The sequence below is a fragment of the Pseudoalteromonas arabiensis genome, assembly GCF_001550155.1.
GTDB classification, from domain to species: domain Bacteria; phylum Pseudomonadota; class Gammaproteobacteria; order Enterobacterales; family Alteromonadaceae; genus Pseudoalteromonas; species Pseudoalteromonas arabiensis.
In genome coordinates this window covers 120,613-138,649 of the sequence record NZ_LRUF01000019.1, presented here as the reverse complement: position 1 = coordinate 138,649, position 18,037 = coordinate 120,613, and the positions used below count along the sequence as shown (strand labels likewise).

Below are 18,037 nucleotides of genomic sequence, written 5' to 3'. Positions count from 1 at the left end.
TGTTATGCAATCTTCTCAACCTACAGATGAGAAAACGCAAGATGCCACTGATCAAAAGTCAAACGCTGATCAGTGGCAAGATCATCTTGCCAAACTCTCAGACTACTCTAAGCAGCTATACGTCGACTACCGAAAACAAGCGGGTATATGTAAAGAGTTAGCAGCCGCTGAGTGGCGTTTATCAACACGCTCGTTGGCACTCACTATTATTATGCTGGTTTGTTTCGCAGGTGGTCTAGTGCTGTTATGGGCTGGTTTACTCGCCACAATCGGCATTGCGATATTCACCCTAAGTCAATCGCTAATATTATCAGCGATTTCATTAATCGCTTTGCAATTACTTTGTTTAGTATGGCTTTGGAAGAATATAGGGTATGTCAGCAGCAAGATTGGGTTTGATAAATCAGTACGTAGTTTTAAACAGCTTCTTAATATCGATAAGGATGAATCATGATTATTGATTATTTTATTAATAAGCCTCAAAAAAATGTACGCTCACTTAGCGAACAAATGGATTTGGCTGATGAATTAAAACGCCAACATCATCAAGCTTTTAATTATCGTTTAAAACGCTTTGCAGTAAGCAAAGCCGGTATCGCAAGTGCTTTTACCGCAGGGATGGGTTATCAAGCAATGAAAAGTGATGAACCTTCGAAAGGTCCTGTTAAGCAAGTCACTCAGTTTGCTTGGTTGCTAAGATTGCTATAATCATGATTTATATCATCTAAATCTATTTTGCTACTTCTCATTTTCACTTTATGCTATTAACTTAAAGCTATTATGGCTAATAGGATAGGTAAATTGTGAAAAAACGGATTGTGTTAACAGGTGGACCTGGTGGTGGTAAAACAACGGCAATTGATTTATTACGACGTGAGTTTTCAACTCAAATTGTAGTTGTTCCTGAATCCGCAACTATGCTATTCAGTGGTGGTATAGAGCGTAATGATTCGCCTAGTCTAATCAAAGCACAACAACAAGCAATTTATAATCTCCAGAAGCACCTTGAGCATATCCAACGCACCAAACATCCAGACCGTTTAATGCTTTGCGATCGTGGCAGTTTAGATGGGCTCGCCTATTGGCCCGATAACCCTGATGAGTTTTTCAAATACCTGAACACCGATTTAAACACCGAGCTCGCGCAATACGACGCTGTTATATTTTTCGAAACCGCGGCTAAATCAGGTCAAAGCATCCACTCAAATAACCCTGTTAGAAATGAATCAGACAACCAAGCAATTATACTTGACGACAAACTTCAAGCCGTCTGGTCGCAACACCCAAATTTTAACTTAGTGAAAAGTTCAGAGTCATTTATTCAAAAGGTGATGTTTGGCATCAACACCATTCAAGACGTAATGAAGGGTTATCAATAGCAGCTGAAATAGCTGCTATTGCGTGCTGTAATTAGCCACGATTATGTGCTCGGTTGTAATCTATTTCAGGACCTTTTGGCACAACTTGAGTTGGGTTAATCATGGTGTGGCTAAAATAGTAATGACGTTTTATATGATAAAAATCAACGGTCTTACTCACACCTTCAAGTTGATATAGCTCACGTAAATAGTTGCTGATCGCCGGATAGCTCTCGATAGTACGTAAGTTACATTTAAAATGCCCCACATACACACTGTCAAAGCGGATCAAGGTGGTGAATAAACGCCAATCTGCTTCTGTCAGTGTTTCGCCCACTAAATAACGATTAACAGTTAAACGCTGTTCAATTTTATCTAAAGCGGCAAACAGATCATCAAAGGCTTCTGTATAAGCGTCTTGTGTCGTTGCAAAACCCGCACGATACACACCGTTATTGATGTTGTGATAAACAAACTCGTTAATTTCATCAATTTCAGAGCGTAGCGACTGTGGATAAAAATCTCGCTCATTACCTGTAAGGGCATTAAACGCACTATTAAACATTCTGATAATTTCAGCAGACTCATTACTGACAATGCGCTGCGTTTTTTTATCCCAAAGCACAGGAACCGTAACACGGCCTGAATAATCAGCTTTATTACGCGTATAAATTTGATGCATAAAGTCACTATTGAAAAGTGCATCACCGGTGCTGTGATTGTCTTTATCAAACGTCCAGCCGTGCTCTAGCATATCAGGGCTTACAACCGACACACTGATATAATCTTCAAGGCCTTTTAAATGGCGAAAAATCAAAGTGCGATGCGCCCAAGGACAGGCTAAAGAGACATAAAGGTGGTAGCGATCTTTTTCTGCTTTAAAGCCAGCATCACCACTTGGTCCTGCACTGCCATCTGCGGTGATCCAGTTACGTAACTGGGCTGCCTCTCGCTTAAATTCACCTTGGTTGTTGTCTGTGTCGTACCATTTATCTTGCCATTGGCCATTTACGAGTAATCCCACAATAACCTCCTATAGTGTGCCAAATTTACCTTGTTGATAGTCTTGTACTGCTTGATGTAATTCTGCTTGAGTCGTCATTACAAACGGGCCCATATGGGCGATTGGTTGCTTAAGTGGCGAGCCTACAAGTATCAAAACGCCAGCACCTGTTTGTGAGTTAAATTCAATGTCACTACCAGGCTCTAAAATCAGTAAGCTGCCTGCTTTAACTGGACCGCCCTGTTCAGTATGAATTTCACCCGTGTGGACATACAGCATCACCTTGGTTTGTGTAAGCGGCGCATGGTAAAACTGTGTACCAGCCGGTAAAGTTACATCAGCGAGCATGCCATCAGCTGCTAAGTCTTGTAGACTAGAAACCTGCTGCTCACCGGCGAATTGCCAGCTCCCAGCAAGTGCTTTAAGTTCTACACCTTGCTCATTGCGAGTCGTTGGCGCTGGCGCTTCTGTAGTATCTTGATAGCGTGGCGCTCTGAGTTTTTCTGCACTTGGCATATTTAGCCAAATTTGAAAACCATGCATGCCCTCTTTAGCATCAGCCAATGGCATTTCACTGTGAATGACACCAAAGCCGGTACTCATCCACTGCACATCGCCTGCACGGATGGCTTTTTTGTTACCCATTTGATCTTGATGCTCAAAGCCACCTTTAATGATATACGTAAAGGTTTCGATACCACGATGAGGATGTGCAGGAAAGCCCCCCATAAAATCACTGTGATCATCTGACTTAAGCTCATCGATCATTAAGAAGGGGTCTAAATATTTACCATCAAAGCCTGGAATACGGCTAATATTTACACCATCGCCATCTTGTGTGGCACGGCTATTTAGCTGTTGAATCACTTTCATAACTTTACTCCCGTAAATTGTATGAAATGATTGTAGGCGCTAATTTAACTAACAACCATGCGTAAAATTCGCGCTAATCATTCTTTTTATTAGAATGCTCATTTTGTTGCCTAGTTAATCTATCAGCCACAGTTGCTCCGCGCTCGCCGACTTCTTTTACTGGCCCTACAGTACTATCAACCAGTGTTTGCTGTTCTATACTGGCATTAACGGCCGCACCAAAAACAATGAAATAAGCACTGATATAAAGCCACATCAACATGATCACAACACCACCTAACGAGCCATACGTTTCGTTGTAACTTGCAAATTGCGAGACATAATATGAAAAGCCAATGGATGCGAGGATCCACAATAAAGTGGCAATAATCGAACCTGGCGTAATCCAACGCCACTTTGCGGGGGTACGGTGAGGTGCGTACCGATATAAGAATGCCAGTGCGCAGTTAAAAATAATAGCTAGCAACGGCCAAGTAATGAGTTTAATCATTAAATCAATAAGCTCAGTTAAGCCTACTAAATTAAGCACTATCGGTAAGATACCAATGATCAATAATGCCACCAGCGCAACAACTATCGCGCCAAGTGAAAATAGAAAACGTACCAGTAATGCCACAAAAAACTGTCGTTTGTTATATTGATGATAGGTAATGTTACAAGCTGTGATTAGCGCTTGGCAGCCTTTACTGCTACTCCAAACAGTCAATAACAAAGTACCTATTGCACTCATACTTAACACTTTTTGCGACTGCTGTGTCACCTCACTGACTTGCATCAGAATAATATCGCGACTACTAGCAGGTAAAATGGCAATCACTTTATCAAGCTGATCATGAATATCGGTTGGTGAGGCAAAGTAAGCATAAACAGATACAATCGCAGCCAAAGCAGGAAAAATAGCTAACAACGCATAAAATGCCACACCAGCCGCTACAAATGATAAGTTATCTTGTGATAAATTATGGTACACCCGCTTGCTAATATCCCACCAACCTCGCATTGGAATTTCCACCGGCGAGTGAGCCTGAAAACCGCGATTGTCTTTAGTCATATGTGACCTAAAAAATTGCTTAGATGATTATAAAGGTGCAAACAACTTGCCAATCGTAATGGCGCCTAATTTGCATTGAGCTAAGCTTATAAGAGTAAAGCAATTATCCAGGGAACGGTGCAATGAGTTATTATTTAATCTTTAAAAATCAATTAGCTAATCTACTTATATCGAACACACCTATAGTACCAAAGGCGGTCGTAGATAGTTTATCTTGGCAAGATTTAAACTCACAAGTTACGCAGTTCTTACACACTGCATGGCAAATGTTACCCGCACTGACACTCGGTATTACAGCCATCATTATCTGCTACTTATTAGCTCGCCCTTTATCGTATCTATTGATAAAGCCGCTTGGTTTTGTAAGTGAAAGTAAACTATTACATGTGGTGACACGGCGTTTTTTTAGCATCATTATAATCTTGTTTGGCGTGTACTTATTTTTGCGTCTTGCAGGGCTCACCAGTTTTGCTGTAGCCATTATGAGCGGTACAGGATTAGTCGGGCTTATTTTAGGTTTTGCCTTTCGCGATATTGCCGAAAACTTTATCTCAAGCATGCTGCTCAGTGTACAACGCCCTTTTCGTATTGATGATGTTATCGAAGTGGATGGTCGTTTAGGGGTCGTTAAAAAGGTTACGGCTCGCGCTACTACCTTGGTTGATTTTGATGGTAATCACATTCAAATACCCAATGCGACCGTGTATAAAAACGTGATTAAAAACCTCACAGCCAACCCCAAAATGCGAGGCCATTTTACTGTTGGCATTGGTTACGACAATGACATTCGCTACGCTCAGCAACTAGCGATGAAAGTGGTTAATCAAAACCCTGCTGTTATTAATGATCCACCGAGTCAGGTCTTGATTGAATCGCTTGGCTCTGCCACTCTCAACTTAACAATATATTTTTGGGTGAACAGCAACGAGCATAGCACTGTAAAAGTCGCCTCACAATTAATGCGAGAGCTGGTCAATACTTACTTAGCCGAGCAAATAAGCATGCCTGATGATGCTCGCGAGCGAATTATTTTAAATAGCGATACCGATCAACCAAGCAACACCGAAAGTGCGCCTGTAAAAGCAACAAAATCACTCGACGACCACAGCCTTGATGACGTTAGCAGTGACGCCGATGATATTCGCGAACAGGCAGATCAATCTCGTGACCCTGAACAGGGGAGTAATATAATTTAAAGTAATTGCGAACTAGGCTTCATCATTAGGTTTATCTTGCATAGCGCGTTTAAACCCTTTGACTGACGTCCCTAAATCGCCACCTATTCGAGATAGTTTTTTTGTGCCAAATAAAAGCACCACAATTGCGGCAATAATGACTAATTGCCAAACACTAATTCCTGCCATAACGACCTTTTTTAAATTAAAAGCGCCCTTGCAGGCGCTTGTACAACACTAACATTAGGAATACTAAAATTAGAAACTAGCTCGAACACCCAAGGCAACTTGAGTACCAAAACGCTCAAGATAACTCACTTGGTCAGTACGCTTTGTGTAACCCCAATAACGCTCATTTGTTAAGTTCGTTGCTTCGGCAAACACAGTGAATTGGTCACTGATGTTATAGCTCATGCTGGCATCTAACTGACCATAATCAGAGATCCAATATGGACCACCCCATGCATCAGGATCCGACAAGAATTTGCTACGCCAGTTATACGCTAAACGCGCTTGGAAACCATATTGCTCATAGTAAACCACGGCGTTGTATGAGTTTTTCGACATACCTCTAAATGGCAAGCCTGACTCTTTCAGCTCTGGCTCCTCGTAGCTGCTGTCAACATAAGTGTAGTTAAGCTGAAAACCTAAGCCATTGAAGGGTTCAGGTAATAAGTTCTCAAGCGATTGCTGATAAGCAAACTCAGCTCCTTTAATAGTTGCACCATATTCACTCTTACCAGGGTAAGATGCAAAGTAACGAACGCCTTCGATTTCAACTGGGCTTTCGACGTAATCGATAAATGATTTCAGGTCTTTTACAAACACCCCACCACTCAACGAGCTGCTGTCTTCAAAGTACCACTCTAAGGTCATGTCGGCTTGATTAGCTTCTTCTGGTGTTAACGATGAATCCCCCATCGAAAGTTGTGGTAAACCTTCACGATAAGTATCAAAGTTTGGCGCAAGCCATGGGCGTAAATAAGCTAAAGATGGGCGGCTAATGACTTTAGCGGCTGAAAAACGATAAATAAAATCATCTGTAATACTCAGTTTAAAGTTCATGCTAGGTAAAATATTGCTGTAATCACCTTTAAATGATTGCTCAACGGTATCGCGCCAACCATTTTCGAGTGGTTTACCATCATCTTGTAAATCAATTAACGATAAATCATACACCGACCCTTTAGAGCTCACTTCCGTTTGCGAACCGCGAATACCGACGTTTAACATGTACGGCATTTTTGCAAGGGTACTTTCGAGCGTCACTTGCGCATACGCAGTAAGAACCTCTTCGGTTACCTCATAAGTGCCCGATGAATTAAGCGATGCAACGATACTTTTATCAGTTGCTTCAGCATTAATTGAACGATAATAAGCAAGTAACTTATCGTAATCAAAACTTGGCCAAGGCTCAGGTGTAATGCTGCTTTCGCCTTCTAAGAAGTTATCGAAATTGGCCTCAACGAACACATCGCTTGGGATTTCAAATAGGTTAAAGTCACCGACATTCACCACGGTGCTGTCATCAAATTCATAACCATCACGCTCTAAGTATTGACCACCATTGCTAAATTGGCTGGCATTTTTTGATGCATATTCAAGTTGACTCTTAGTTTGTTCAAGATAAGTTAAACCAAAATCAACACGGGTAACTAAATCACTTTCCGGCACAAACGTACCGGTAAACTTAAAGTCATTAACCGTGTCTTCAACACCGGTACCTGTGTTACGGCTATAGTGAGCACCGTAAGATTGATCCGCAGTTAAGCCTGGCGATAAAGTCACATCTGGTAGCATATTACCTGTGGTGTAATCGATACCAATCGAGTCAATAAAACCACGCGCTACCACGAAGCGATTATCACCACCGTTTTCGTTTTTCGCTTTTGAGTGTGCAACATCCACAGCCAATGTTAGACCATCCATTGGATACCATTTGGCATTAAGGGCAAACTGATAAGTGTCGGTTTTACGAGGGTTGGTTAAGTTGAGTAACTCCACCATGGTATTACCGGTTTGCGTCATTGATACTACACGGCCTGTGTCATCAAATTCTGCATCAGTAAACACTGGCGTGCCTGGCGTCCAGCTTTCATCATAGTTTACAAAACCGATTTGATAGCGATGACCATCAGTATTGTAACGTGAATAAAGAGCATCAAAGTTTATATCTAGGGTATCTGTTGGACGCCATTGCATTGCTAACGTCGCACCGACGCGCTCACGCACATCCTGCGCGTTCGCAAAATACATGTAACTCGGAATTTTTGAGGCAAATATTTCACTTTGCCCATCAATTTCTCCGTTGCCATTCATATCGACTGGCACACCTGCGCTGTCTGCCCCCCAACCTTCTTCTTCGTCAAAAAAGCCGCTAGCAGAGTATGTGTCTGCACGTAAGGTTTTCTTTGAATAAGCACCCGAGAAAAGTACACCAAAGGTATCATCATTAAAGTTGTCACCAATGATGAATGAAGCATGCGGATGTACATCGCCTGTTCGTGATTCATAAATTCCTTTTGCAGAAGCGCTCAAAGTAAAGCCGTCTTGGTCTAATGGTTTGCGAGTTTCAATATCAACAACCGCACCAATGCCCCCTTCAATTAAACGTGCTTCTGGCGACTTATAAACCTGAAGCGCTCCTACTAATTCTGAGGCAATTGTGTCAAAGTTAAAGTCGCGGCCTGAGTTTTCAGACGCCAGTTTACGACCATTCAAAGTGGTAATGTTGTAGCCACCACCTAAGCCACGCACGAGGATATTTTGCCCTTCACCGCCATTACGAGTAATGGTGATGCCCGGTATACGCTGCAATGCTTCGGCTAAGTTTTCATCAGGGAACTTACCGATATCATCAGCGACAACGACGTCAACGACTGTCGTTGCTTCCTTCTTTCGAAAGTTTGATTCTTTAATACTGCTACGGATCCCTGTAACTTCAATAACCTCAACATCCTCTTCGGCCTTACTATCTTTTTCTTGTTGTTGAGCAGTTGCAGCAAAACTGATTGATGAGGCCAGAATCGAGCTTATCAGCACACTCAAATATGTTTTTCTAGTTGTTGTTGCCATGATGATTTCCTGTTTTTAATGTTCAGTTTTTTTCACCATTAAAATGGTAATGAGTAAGGCCTTATATTTAATCTATAACAAAACGAAACAAATTGGCAACAATAAATCACCTACCGAAACTTTCGATAGTTACGAAATGAGTTTTAAAAATGACAGAAATGGCTTTAAAAGCCTTTATGGACGTGAATTTAATTTCGAAAGTTACGATAACAATTTTTTTTGAAGGTTGTCTTTTAAGTGAGCTGGTACGGTTTTTTAGGATAATAAAAAAGGCAGCTAACGCTGCCTTTTCATGATCCTATTTAACTAGAAAATTAAACGGTAATCACCTCAATACCTAAGCTTGTTAATGACTCAACGAACTCTGCCGGCATACTTTTATCGGTTACCAGCACATCAATTGATTTCAGCGGCAATACATTATACAAAGCACGCTTACCAAATTTACTTGAATCGGTTACTGCAATGACTTTATCCGCGCGAGTGCACATAGTGCGATTCAACATTGCCTCGGGTTCATAATGGGTGGTGATCCCTGCTTCTGAGTCGATACCATCAACCCCTAAAATAACCTTTTTAAAGTTATACTTACTGAGTGCTTGTTCAACTTCATTTGAGTAGAAAGACATTGATTTCTTTCGTAATTGTCCACCCAGCATAAACACATTTGCATCATCAATATCAGCCAGTACATGGGCAATATTAAGGCCGTTTGTCATCACAGTAAGGCCCTGTTTATTGGTTAATGCTTTAGCAACTTCTTCTGTTGTGGTGCCAGAATCAATAATTAATGAGTCGCCATCATCAACTAAACTTGCCACAGCTTTCGCTAATAACACTTTCACAGCGTAGTTTTCGTTATGCTTATCTTTTACCGAAAGCTCTTTAGCCAATTTATCGCAGGCAATTGCCCCACCACGTGAACGGACAACTAAGCCTCGTTTACCGAGCTCGTTAAGATCATGGCGAATACTAACCTCCGAAATATCAAAGATCTTTGCAAGATCTTTAACATTTACTTTGCCATTTTCCTCGGTCATCAGAACGATTTTTTGTCTTCTTTCTATTGTGGTTAACATAGCTGGCCTGTTGTTTTAATAGCTGCTTTCAAATTCGTAGTTCAATATTACACAATTTACAGTTCCAAAGCCAAAATTAGTTTCGAAATAAAATAAAACTTTCAAAACTTACGGAATATGTTTTATGATTATTTCACAATAAACTTCTTTGGTGACAAAAATGACAACACAAAGCTCACTGTTAGAGCAAACAGAACACACCAATCGCACGCAATTACTGCCTATGATGATTATAGGTGGCTTGTTTTTTTTATTTGGCTTTATAACCTGGCTAAACGGCTCCTTGATCCCATTTTTACAAATGGTCTGCGATCTCAATCATATTGAAGCTTACATGGTGACACTGGTGTTTTATATCGCCTATACTGTGATGGCACTGCCAAGCGCGAAGATTTTGCAAATCTTCAGCTATAAACAGGGTATGTCATTCGGTTTAGGCACCATGGCATTTGGTGCAATGCTGTTTATTCCTGCAGCACAAATTCAAGCGTATTGGTTGTTTTTGGTTGCCTTATTTACTCTCGGTAGCGGCCTCACCTTATTACAAACCGCTGCGAATCCTTACATTGTACTCATTGGCTCTAAAGACACGGCTGCGGTGCGCATTAGCATTATGGGTATTCTCAATAAGAGCGCCGGTGTGGTTGCTCCACTGCTCTTCTCAGCAATGGTGTTTAGTGATATTGCGAGCTTTAGCCCTGAAGCCCTTGCTCAATTAAACAGCATTCAAAAACAATTGCAGTTACAAGAACTGGCTAATCGTTTAATTACTCCTTACTTTGTAATGGCAATTGCGTTAGGGATATTAGCGGCGTTAATCATGCTGGCTCCGTTACCTAATATTGAGCAACCAAAAACCAGCAACAACAGTGAGAGTAAATCAGTACTGCAATTTCCACACTTAGTTTTAGGCGTGATAGCTCTATTCTTTTACATAGGTGCAGAAGTCATTGCCGGCGACACCATTGGCCTTTACGGTAAAGAACAAGGGGTATTACAGTTTGCTGATCTCACATCTTACACCATGGGCTTTATGGTGCTAGGTTATGTATTAGGTATCGTGTTAATTCCCCGTTTTTTTAGTCAGCAACAGGCGCTGATATTTTCTGCGTCAAGTGGTTGTGTGTTTTCACTTGGTATCATTTTGATTGAACCGCAACAAACTGCGATTTCGAATTTAGTGCTCTTTTGGCTTGCTGATAACAGTTTTCCAGATACCGTGTTATTTGTTGCATTACTTGGCTTATCGAATGCGCTGGTATGGCCGACCATTTGGCCTATGGCCCTTGCAAATCTTGGCGATAAAACTCAAACCGGCGCGGCATTACTGATTATGGGGATTTCTGGTGGCGCTCTATTGCCTTTGGTATACGGTGTATTTGCAGAATATACAGGCAATGCACAACAAGCTTATTATCTGTTGATCCCTTGCTATGCGTTTATTCTTTATTACGCACTGATTGGTCACAAACTAACAAGTTGGCGTAAGTAACGACATGGGCAGGCTTAGTTGTTTTACTATTTAACTAGCCTGCAATTTTTCTGATGTGAAATAGCCCAGTAGCAAAAATTCACGCACGGTAAAAATACACTTATAAATTAAATACTCGTCACGCTTATCAGGGCTCACTTCTGAAAGAGGTAAGGCTTGCTGCGCTATTATGCGCTGTTGCTGCAGTGAAGAGATAGTAAATAAACCTGTGAGTTTATCTGCTAATTGCGACGATGAAAGAGCACCTTCTGCAATCAGCTCCGCGCCTTTTAAGCATGCCGTACGCTCAGTCGTAGTTTGTGTATTTGCTAGCATTAAATCTGTAAAAGCGACTAAATTAAAATACAGCTGTTCATTTGGCTCCAGTTCCAAAATAACCGCCTGCATTTGCGTGACCACATCCCGGTGAGCCGCTGTTTTAAGCACCTCAAAATGATTGTCATCCACTTTATCAAATAGCTGAGTCGCAGCCACTGGCGTAATAGCCGCACCGAATAATGCTGCTAAACATTTAATCGCATTTCGCCTTTGTAAATCAGCCATTGAACACCCCATTTTGATAATGTCGTGCAGCATGATCGGCGGCTCTTGCAGTAAATGCCATATAGGTTAACGAAGGGTTCTGATAAGCCGACGAGCACATAAACGAGCCATCAGTAACATAGACGTTACGCACACTATGAATTTGGTTATAGCGATTAAGCACAGAGCTTCTCGCATCATGCCCCATTCGCGCAGTTCCCATTTCGTGGATGGCCTGCCCCGGCGCTGAGCCTTTATCGTACGCTTGCACATTTTGGTAACCTGCTTTGGTCAGCATCTCGACGGCTTGCGCTTTCATATCCTCGCGCATGCGCTGCTCGTTTTCAGCAAATTGGCAATCGAAATTAACTAAAGGTAATCCCCATTGATCTTTTAATACCGGATCTAAGCTCATTTTATTACGATGATAAGGCAAGCATTCACCAAAGCCTATCAATGCAACTTGCCAAGGCCCTGGTTTGGCGAGCTCTTCTCGATAAGACTTACCAAAGCTAAGTTCTTTAAAACCGCGCCGCCAATCTTTACGTGTTGCATACCCTTGATAGCCATAGCCACGAATAAAGCTATGCTGCTCTTTATTATTAAGGTTTCGAAAACGCGGGATATGAAAGCCAACGGGTCTATCGCCATCATTGAGATCATTATCAAAGCCTTTAGGCTCACCCGTTGCGCCAACCCTAAAATGGTGATCCATGAGGTTATGGCCAAGCTCTCCACTGTCGTTCCCTAAGCCATTAGGAAAACGTGCAGAGGTTGAATTTAATAACAAGGCTGTTGTTGCCACCGTTGATGCACAGCAAAAAATAATGTTCGCTCGTTCAATACGCTCTTTTTTAGATTCAGCATCAATCACAGTCACACCTGTGGCTTGCCTAGTTTCTGGGTTGTATATAATCTCTTTGGCAATGGAGTGAGTCTGAATGGTAAGTCGCCCAGTGCGCATTGCAGCAGGCAAGGTCGAGGCTAAACTACTAAAGTAACTACCGGTTGGGCAACCACGCATACAGCGGTTGCGCTTGGTGCATGCGGCACGACCTTGCTCAGGTTTTGCCTTGGTTAAATGCGCCACTCGCCCGATTGTTAGGTGCCGATTAGTGTAGTGGGTTAATAAACTGTGTTTAAGTTGCTGTTCTACGGCATTAAGCGCGAAGGGAGGCAAGTAAGGTCCATCAGGTAGCTGAGGTAAATTTAGCGCTTCGCCAATAACCCCGATGTAGGCTTCGACTTTATCGTACCAAGGCGCAATATCTTGATAGCGCACTGGCCAATCAACGCCGTGACCATCTTGTTTGTTGGCTGCAAAATCTATATCACTGAGGCGTAAGCATTGCCGCCCCCAAGTTAATGAGCGCCCACCAAGGTGATACCCTCGGATCCAGTCAAAACGTTGCGATTCTAGATAAGGGTGCTGCAAATCATTCACAAACCAGTGTTTTATTGACTGTTTGGTGGCATAGCCAGTGCGTGCTTGTTTAGCTTGATGCCGCTTTTCTAGCAGGCTAGCTCTGCCGCGAAATGGCAGTTGCCAATCGTCTTTAAACGCAGTGAAATAGTCAGAACCGTGCACAACCTGCCTGCCACGTTCAAGTAGCAGTACATTGAGCCCTTTTTCAGTCAGTTCTTTGGCAGCCCAGCCGCCTGTAATGCCACTGCCAATAACAATGGCATCAAATACTTTTGCCTGCATTCGTATCGTTAACTTTTAAAAGATTTGCTTACCCGCACATATCGTTGCTTGAACAGAAAAGTCTTTATCGAGCAGTGCAAAATTAGCGTGTTTACCAACCGCAATACTGCCTATTTGCTCCGCTTTATTTAAAAACTCAGCGGGTACTAAACTGGCCATTTTAGTTGCTTCAACTAGGCTTGCATCAGTTAGGTTATAAAAACGTTCAACGCCCACTTCCATGGTTAATGTACTGCCCGCTAAAGAGCCGCTTTCGGTTCTTGCAACCCCTTGCTCAACCACAATAGGAAGCTCTCCTAAGCGGTAGCGACCATCTTGTAAGCCTCCGGCACTTACACAGTCTGTAATTAGAGCAATTTTATCTGCCCCTTTTAAGCGGTAAACCATGTTCATGATGCTTGGGTGCAAATGAATACCATCAGGGATAAGCTCAACCATGGCATCGTTGTCCATCAACAGTGCGCCAGTACAACCAGGGTCACGATGATGAATACCGCGCATACCATTAAAAATATGCACACCACCGCAGGCACCATGGGCAAGAGCGTGTGTTGTTTGCGCAAAATTAGCATCTGTGTGGCCCAGCATCACCCGTACACCTTTATCAGTGATATAGCGGATCATGTCAGGTGATTTAAGTAGTTCTGGCGCTAATGCAAAGGAGCTTAAGCAACCTTCACATGCGGCATAAATTTCATCAAATCGCTGTTTAGTCAGTTCTAAAAAAAATGACTCGTTATGCGCGCCTTTATGCGCTTCTGCAAAGAATAAACCTTCGTTATAAGCCCCCAACAACTGCGCACCCGCTAAGCCTTTTTGATAGGCACTCGCCATATTTTTATAAGCTTGAATTGATACGTCCCAGTCTGCGGTCACCGTGGTGCCAACAAACCCCGTTACGCCATGCTTTGCTAAAGCACGAGAAATAGTTTCTAGTGATTCTGGGGTGCCATCCATAATATCGCAGCCTTCACGGCCATGAATATGCAAATCGATAAAGCCCGGAAATAAACTGTGCTCACCTAAGTCTATTACCTCGATCTCGGGCTCTATTTGCGTGGTAATAGCACTAATTTTACCTTGCTCGACCAATACTGCATGATCGAGTAAAACCGCATCAGCAGTCACCACGTTTGCGGCTTTTAAGTAATAACGATTAAGATGCGCTGGAATTAGCATGAACACTTCCTATTATTGCAGCGCCTCTTACGCCACTTGAATCACCAAATTTTGCACGTTTCACCTCTGGTACGGCAAAACCTGAAAATAAATGAGTTTGAATCGCGTCAGGGAGTTTTTCTACGATCGCATCGATGAGCGACAACCCGCCCCCAAGCACGATAACTTCTGGGTGCAAACTTTTACTAATGGCAGCAAAGGTTTCACCAAGAATATCTAAGTAACAGGCGAGCACCTTTAAGGCTTGCTCATCAGAGCGCTTGATATCGTTCGCCCATTCAATCGCTGACTTAGGAGATTGCGTAATATGCTGGTACAAGGTTTGTACGCCAGGCCCTGCGATATAACTTTCGACACAGCCATTTAAACCGCAGCCACATTTCAAAATAGGCAAGTGGTATTTTTGTTGTAAATACGCAGAAAGCGGTAAATGACCATACTCCCCCGACATACCTAAACCTTGGTTAAACAAGCTTCCATCAATGCACATACCACCCGCCGCACCTGTGCCAACAATGGCACCGAATACTCGGCTATAACCTTCACCAGCACCGCCATTTGCTTCAGATAAAGCAAAACAACGGGTGTCATTTAATATCGCAACAGGGCGCTGTAATAACACTTGTAGATCGTTGGCAATTACTTTACCTGTGGCACAGGGCACATTAGCCGACAACACTTTACCTGCATCATTAACAATACCTGGCATACCTATACCAACCACACCTTGGCAACCTGTCAGTTCATCCGCTTTGAGCACTTGCTGATAAATTGCCTGTAAAAACTGCCGATAATCATCAGTTGGCGTAGTAATACGCCAACTTTGCTGTTGCTCTAAATTATCATTAAAAATGGCGGTCTCTATTTTTGTACCACCAATATCGAGTCCGTAAACAGCCATACTTTACCCAACACGACTTAGCGAAAAGTTAACGGGTAAATAGTTACCCCTTTTACAACACGGTTAACTTCGCCCGTAGGGCAAGGGTTATCAGGTGTTAATCCGAGTGACATTGATTTATAAAATGCAAAAATCTGACAATAGACAATATAATACAGACCTTGCCAAACATCATCTAGCTCGACCAGTTCAGTATTTAAAGCCAGCTTTTTAACCGCTAAACATTGTTGGTCATTTAATAGTTCATTAAATAAATCAGTATCATACGAACTGCTATAAGCATCACTTGAGGCCATTAACAACACTGCGGTTTTATCATTAATGATGGTTTTAGGACCATGACGAAAGCCAAGTGGCGTTTCAAAGTAACTTATTAAATCCCCATTGGTCAGCTCCAAGCACTTTAAAGCCGCTTCTTTCGCATAGCCAAGTAACGAACCAGCGCCTAAAAATACCAAACGTTCAATATCAGTTTGCGCAAAGTCCTTGATCTCTTCAAATTGAGTGTCGAGTAAGTGCTCTGTTTGCGTAGCAACTTGTGCAAGCTGATTAACATCAGGGGTAAAAATACATAATGTTGAAAGCAGCATCGAGGTGAAACTACTGGTCATAGCAAAGCTTTCATCTAGGGTTTCTTTTGGCATTAGTACACTAAAACTATTTTTTTTAGCTGCCGCCCTTTTAGCTAACTCACCATTTTCATTACAGGTAATGACTAAGTGATAGCACTTTTCAACAACTTGCTCTACGATATCGACCGCAGCAACACTTTCAGGGCTGTTACCTGAGCGCGCATAAGAAATAAGTAAGGTTGGTGTGCTCTTTTGTAAAAACCCATGTGGGTTAGACACAATGTCGGTAGTGCTAACTGCGCACACATTTAAATCAGTTTTGGCCGTTAAATGAGGTGCTAATACTTCGCCAACATAGGCTGATGTACCCGCGCCAGTTAAAACTATTTTTAAGTTTTTAAATGCTAAAATCGGCACTAAAAAGTCATTAATTTCAGCGCGATTATTATCAACCAGTTTTGCTGTATTACGCCATGAACTTGGCTGTTGTGAAATTTCTTTTGCTGTCCAATAAGCGCTTTGTTGCTTAAGTTCTGTTTCGTTTAATGATAGATACTGCGTCATAATTAATTCTCTCTCAACACCACTTATTGATTGCAAGCAAGCGAATAGGTATTCGTTACTTCCATTATTTTATTAAGTACTAACTCACGCGGTGATGAGTTAATTTTGCCATTATTCAATGCCTTGTATTGCGCTGGCATAAATTGGCTAAGCAAAGTCTGTGGAATAGTTTGCGCTTCTAAGTTGGCAAATAAGGTTTCTACTGTTTGTTTTATTTCATCTTCAGGCCAGTAGTAACGAATACGGTCGCTATAACTATAAGCTCTAAACAGCTTAGCTTCAGCACCTTCTGTTGGATAAAACTTATTCCAGTAATGTGGCTTTTCTAGCATGATGCGCTCACACACATCCCGCAAATGAGAGCGTTTAGCAGGTTCAACTAATTGATCTTCAATATAAGATAAAGCAAACAACCCTTCGCGTAGTGCGTAGGTAAGCTGTGGACCCACTTTTAATATGGCAAAGTGATCTTGCACCAACTCGTGGTAGCAATGTTCTGGCTGATAATCAGTAGAGTGAGCCTCATAAACAAGATTATCGACAGTAGTAATAAACTCTTTCAGTTTTTTCGCTTCATTACGTTGATAGTCAAAAACTTGATGGTTATCAAATTCAACGCCTGGCTGCACAACAACAGCAATAACACGCGACCACACATCACTCATGTTTAAGTTAGCAAACGCAGCCTGATGTAATTCGATTGTTTGCTGTACCCCCTCAACATGCGATACCTCAATAACTTCATGCTCTTCTGTAGCGCCACCCGGAGGAGGAACCTCAGTACCCACTACATAAAGAATATCGTTATCTTTTGAGACTAACTCAGCAGCTTGGCACATCAATGCTGCACGTTTGGCAATTTCAGCATCAGCTAAACGCGTACCATCATCACTACATGGCATACTGGCATCTAAGTGAATTTTCTTAAAACCAGCACTTGCATAGGCTTTTACTAGTTCTACAGCTTTTATCATCGCAACGTCTGCAGGCTCATTCACCCAACAAACTGGGCCTAAATGATCACCACCTAAAATAATGCGCTGGGTATCTAACCCTACTTCTTCGGCTATTGCATGAACAAACTCAACAAAGTCATGGGGCTTCATACCTGTGTAACCACCAAACTGGTTAACTTGATTCGCTGTAGCTTCAATTAAAATTTCGGTGTCATCATTGAGAGCTTGCAACATTGCTGCTTCGATAACGAGCGGGTGTGCACAGCACACAGAATAAATACCCTGCGCTTGCCCTACTCGATTGTTATTTATAATCGTTTTTAATGCATTCATGGTTTTCTCCAAGCAGCTTACGCTAATGGTTAGATATCTGATTTGAAATTACAGTAGCACAGAGCGAAACCACACACAACACAATGAAAGAAAATGAAAGGCACAAAGTAAGCTTAAAGTACACTAAGCACGTTATTTTACAAGGATTGAAATAGTAAAAACCAAATTTACGAAAGAATTTGAAAGCATTTAATTG

Annotated in this window: 16 protein-coding genes and 1 pseudogene; 5 read left to right on the top strand and 12 right to left on the bottom strand. The window is 42.0% G+C overall.

Annotation, left to right across the window (positions count from 1 at the left end; all coding sequences use genetic code 11):
* Positions 1-4: 4 nt before the first annotated feature.
* The 3 genes from PAARA_RS08475 (at position 5) to PAARA_RS08465 (ending at position 1,379) form a co-directional block, all read left to right on the top strand.
* On the top strand, positions 5-454 hold the full coding sequence (locus PAARA_RS08475; RefSeq protein ID WP_062568608.1) for a hypothetical protein: 450 nt from the start codon (positions 5-7) through the stop codon (positions 452-454).
* The gene (locus PAARA_RS08470) at positions 451-708 is read left to right on the top strand and encodes a hypothetical protein (RefSeq protein ID WP_062568607.1); all 258 of its coding nucleotides are present in this window, start codon (positions 451-453) and stop codon (positions 706-708) included. Before PAARA_RS08475 ends, PAARA_RS08470 begins: the two co-directional genes overlap by 4 nt.
* Positions 709-803: 95 nt before the next feature.
* Complete coding sequence (locus PAARA_RS08465) at positions 804-1,379, top strand: AAA family ATPase (protein ID WP_062568606.1); 576 nt, start codon at positions 804-806, stop codon at positions 1,377-1,379.
* A gap of 31 nt (positions 1,380-1,410) precedes the next feature.
* Here the strand turns inward: PAARA_RS08465 and PAARA_RS08460 are convergent, their stop codons facing one another.
* The 3 genes from PAARA_RS08460 to PAARA_RS08450 form a co-directional block, all read right to left on the bottom strand.
* Positions 1,411-2,382, bottom strand: coding sequence for a glutathione S-transferase family protein (locus PAARA_RS08460; RefSeq protein WP_062568605.1), 972 nt, complete (start codon positions 2,380-2,382; stop codon positions 1,411-1,413).
* Positions 2,383-2,391: 9 nt separating this feature from the next.
* The gene (locus PAARA_RS08455) at positions 2,392-3,234 is read right to left on the bottom strand and encodes a pirin family protein (RefSeq protein ID WP_062568604.1); all 843 of its coding nucleotides are present in this window, start codon (positions 3,232-3,234) and stop codon (positions 2,392-2,394) included.
* 73 nt (positions 3,235-3,307) lie between these two features.
* Positions 3,308-4,285 (bottom strand): YihY/virulence factor BrkB family protein, encoded by a 978-nt coding sequence (locus tag PAARA_RS08450; RefSeq protein WP_062568603.1) that lies wholly within the window; start codon positions 4,283-4,285, stop codon positions 3,308-3,310.
* Positions 4,286-4,407: 122 nt separating this feature from the next.
* Between PAARA_RS08450 and PAARA_RS08445 the strand changes: the two genes are divergently transcribed.
* Complete coding sequence (locus tag PAARA_RS08445; RefSeq protein ID WP_062568602.1) at positions 4,408-5,481, top strand: mechanosensitive ion channel family protein; 1,074 nt, start codon at positions 4,408-4,410, stop codon at positions 5,479-5,481.
* An 18-nt stretch (positions 5,482-5,499) separates the two neighbouring features.
* On the opposite strand, the pseudogene tatA reads toward PAARA_RS08445, so the two are convergent.
* The 3 genes and pseudogenes from tatA to agaR all read right to left on the bottom strand — a co-directional run.
* Positions 5,500-5,649: pseudogene (tatA, locus tag PAARA_RS08440) on the bottom strand (twin-arginine translocase TatA/TatE family subunit); the annotation flags it as partial.
* A 69-nt stretch (positions 5,650-5,718) separates the two neighbouring features.
* Positions 5,719-8,535, bottom strand: coding sequence for a TonB-dependent receptor (locus tag PAARA_RS08435; protein WP_062568601.1), 2,817 nt, complete (start codon positions 8,533-8,535; stop codon positions 5,719-5,721).
* Between the two features lie 314 nt (positions 8,536-8,849).
* The gene (gene agaR, locus PAARA_RS08430) at positions 8,850-9,614 is read right to left on the bottom strand and encodes a transcriptional repressor AgaR (RefSeq protein ID WP_062568600.1); all 765 of its coding nucleotides are present in this window, start codon (positions 9,612-9,614) and stop codon (positions 8,850-8,852) included.
* Positions 9,615-9,774: 160 nt separating this feature from the next.
* Between agaR and PAARA_RS08425 the strand changes: the two genes are divergently transcribed.
* The gene (locus PAARA_RS08425) at positions 9,775-11,106 is read left to right on the top strand and encodes a sugar MFS transporter (RefSeq protein WP_062568599.1); all 1,332 of its coding nucleotides are present in this window, start codon (positions 9,775-9,777) and stop codon (positions 11,104-11,106) included.
* A 30-nt stretch (positions 11,107-11,136) separates the two neighbouring features.
* Here PAARA_RS08425 and PAARA_RS08420 read toward each other — a convergent pair whose 3' ends face one another.
* From PAARA_RS08420 to PAARA_RS08395, 6 genes are read right to left on the bottom strand one after another with little or no spacing between them, the layout of a single operon-like run.
* Entirely contained in the window at positions 11,137-11,649 is a 513-nt protein-coding gene (locus tag PAARA_RS08420; RefSeq protein ID WP_062568598.1) for a hypothetical protein, read from the bottom strand.
* Positions 11,642-13,336, bottom strand: a complete 1,695-nt coding sequence (locus tag PAARA_RS08415; RefSeq protein ID WP_062568597.1) for a GMC oxidoreductase — start codon at positions 13,334-13,336, stop codon at positions 11,642-11,644. The genes PAARA_RS08420 and PAARA_RS08415 overlap by 8 nt, the downstream gene beginning before the upstream one ends.
* Positions 13,337-13,351: 15 nt before the next feature.
* Positions 13,352-14,515 (bottom strand): N-acetylglucosamine-6-phosphate deacetylase, encoded by a 1,164-nt coding sequence (gene nagA / locus PAARA_RS08410; RefSeq protein ID WP_062568596.1) that lies wholly within the window; start codon positions 14,513-14,515, stop codon positions 13,352-13,354.
* On the bottom strand, positions 14,493-15,416 hold the full coding sequence (locus PAARA_RS08405; RefSeq protein ID WP_062568595.1) for an ROK family protein: 924 nt from the start codon (positions 15,414-15,416) through the stop codon (positions 14,493-14,495). Before PAARA_RS08405 ends, nagA begins: the two co-directional genes overlap by 23 nt.
* A 17-nt stretch (positions 15,417-15,433) precedes the next feature.
* Complete coding sequence (locus tag PAARA_RS08400; protein ID WP_062568816.1) at positions 15,434-16,552, bottom strand: SIS domain-containing protein; 1,119 nt, start codon at positions 16,550-16,552, stop codon at positions 15,434-15,436.
* 23 nt (positions 16,553-16,575) lie between these two features.
* A complete protein-coding gene (locus PAARA_RS08395; protein WP_062568594.1) occupies positions 16,576-17,841 on the bottom strand; it encodes a D-tagatose-bisphosphate aldolase, class II, non-catalytic subunit in 1,266 nt (421 codons plus the stop codon).
* Positions 17,842-18,037: the final 196 nt, after the last annotated feature.

What these genes read in the sequence shown, in the direction of transcription:
- PAARA_RS08445 (WP_062568602.1), top strand. Translation starts at nt 4,408, where the DNA reads ATGAGTTATTATTTAATCTTTAAAAATCAATTAGCTAATCTACTTATA.
- PAARA_RS08405 (WP_062568595.1), bottom strand. Translation starts at nt 15,416, where the DNA reads ATGGCTGTTTACGGACTCGATATTGGTGGTACAAAAATAGAGACCGCC.
- PAARA_RS08450 (WP_062568603.1), bottom strand. Translation starts at nt 4,285, where the DNA reads ATGACTAAAGACAATCGCGGTTTTCAGGCTCACTCGCCGGTGGAAATT.
- PAARA_RS08475 (WP_062568608.1), top strand. Translation starts at nt 5, where the DNA reads ATGCAATCTTCTCAACCTACAGATGAGAAAACGCAAGATGCCACTGAT.
- PAARA_RS08470 (WP_062568607.1), top strand. Translation starts at nt 451, where the DNA reads ATGATTATTGATTATTTTATTAATAAGCCTCAAAAAAATGTACGCTCA.
- PAARA_RS08420 (WP_062568598.1), bottom strand. Translation starts at nt 11,649, where the DNA reads ATGGCTGATTTACAAAGGCGAAATGCGATTAAATGTTTAGCAGCATTA.
- PAARA_RS08455 (WP_062568604.1), bottom strand. Translation starts at nt 3,234, where the DNA reads ATGAAAGTGATTCAACAGCTAAATAGCCGTGCCACACAAGATGGCGAT.
- PAARA_RS08425 (WP_062568599.1), top strand. Translation starts at nt 9,775, where the DNA reads ATGACAACACAAAGCTCACTGTTAGAGCAAACAGAACACACCAATCGC.
- PAARA_RS08400 (WP_062568816.1), bottom strand. Translation starts at nt 16,552, where the DNA reads ATGACGCAGTATCTATCATTAAACGAAACAGAACTTAAGCAACAAAGC.
- agaR (WP_062568600.1), bottom strand. Translation starts at nt 9,614, where the DNA reads ATGTTAACCACAATAGAAAGAAGACAAAAAATCGTTCTGATGACCGAG.
- PAARA_RS08395 (WP_062568594.1), bottom strand. Translation starts at nt 17,841, where the DNA reads ATGAATGCATTAAAAACGATTATAAATAACAATCGAGTAGGGCAAGCG.
- PAARA_RS08435 (WP_062568601.1), bottom strand. Translation starts at nt 8,535, where the DNA reads ATGGCAACAACAACTAGAAAAACATATTTGAGTGTGCTGATAAGCTCG.
- nagA (WP_062568596.1), bottom strand. Translation starts at nt 14,515, where the DNA reads ATGCTAATTCCAGCGCATCTTAATCGTTATTACTTAAAAGCCGCAAAC.
- PAARA_RS08415 (WP_062568597.1), bottom strand. Translation starts at nt 13,336, where the DNA reads ATGCAGGCAAAAGTATTTGATGCCATTGTTATTGGCAGTGGCATTACA.